This is a genomic window from Mesorhizobium sp. M7A.F.Ca.CA.002.15.2.1, from assembly GCF_003998715.1.
Classification (GTDB): domain Bacteria; phylum Pseudomonadota; class Alphaproteobacteria; order Rhizobiales; family Rhizobiaceae; genus Mesorhizobium; species Mesorhizobium ciceri.
Genome location: NZ_RZPI01001067.1, coordinates 1 through 1,085, shown reverse-complemented (window position 1 = coordinate 1,085; position 1,085 = coordinate 1). Strand labels below are relative to the sequence as shown.

Sequence of the window (1,085 nt, the reverse complement as noted above, 5' to 3'; positions counted from 1 at the left end):
ATCCATTCTTCCAGACCATGCAGAAGGGCATCGAGGAGCAGGCCAAGGCCAACGGCGTCAGTGTCAGCGTCCAGGCCGCCGCCAACATGGGTGACGCCACCGGCCAGGCCGACCGCCTGACCGCCATGGCCATGCAGGATTTCGATTGCTACCTGGTCAACCCGATCAGCGTCTCCAACCTCGTCCAGGCGCTGGTGCCGGTCGCCCAAAAGAAGAAGCCGATCGTCAACATCGACTCGACCATCGACCCCGAGCAGGCCAAGGCCGCCGGCTTTGCCGTCTCGACCTATATCGGCACCGACAACGTCGCCGCAGGCGTGCTGGCCGGCGAAGAGATGCTGAAGCTGGTGCCTAAGGGTTCCAAGGTCGCGCTGGTCGCCGGCATCGTCGGCGATGTCGGCTCCAACGCCCGCATCAAGGGCTTCAGGCAGGCCGTCGAAGGCAAGCTCGAAATCGTGGTGATGGTCAGCGCTGACTGGGATCGCGAAAAGGCGTTGACCGCCGCCACCGATATCCTCGCCGCCCATCCGGACCTCGCCGGCTTCTTCGCCGCCAACGACATCATGGCCCTTGGCGTCGAGCGCGCCGTGCGGACGTCGGGCAAGGACGTCAAGGTGATCGGCCTAGACGGCATTGTCGATGCGCTGAAGTCGATCGCATCAGGCGAACTCACCGCCACCGTCGCCCAATACCCCTATGTCGTCGGCGCCATGGGCGTCGAAGCCTGTGCGGTCGCGGCCAAGGGCAAGGAACTGCCGGCCAACGTGCCGGCACCTGTGCTGTTGATCAACAAGGACAATGCCGAAGCGTCGCTAAAGAATTTTCCGCGTCCCGGCGGCGACTATCCCGATCCCTTCCGCGAGATGCTGAAGTGAGCACACCTGCAGACAACGCGCCCGCCGCCCATTCGGCGGGTGCGGAGGAGAGCCGTCCCTCCCTGGCGGCTCTCCTCCTCGATCCCTCCTTCTGGGCCGACTGGGCATCCGTCGTCGGCCTGGTCGGCCTCGTCATCGTCTTCGGCATCGCCCAGCCGGTCTTTCTCAGCGTCGCCAATCTGCAGGCGCTGCTGCTGGCGGCTGCGATCC

1 protein-coding gene and 1 pseudogene are annotated in these 1,085 nt (G+C 65.2%); both read left to right on the top strand.

Annotated elements, in window-relative coordinates:
- Positions 1–875, top strand: an 875-nt coding sequence (locus ENZ74_RS32640) for a substrate-binding domain-containing protein (protein WP_127313327.1), incomplete at its 5' end; no start/stop codon positions are given.
- A pseudogene (locus ENZ74_RS32635) lies at positions 872–1,085 on the top strand (ABC transporter permease); the annotation flags it as partial. The gene ENZ74_RS32640 and the pseudogene ENZ74_RS32635, both read left to right, overlap by 4 nt.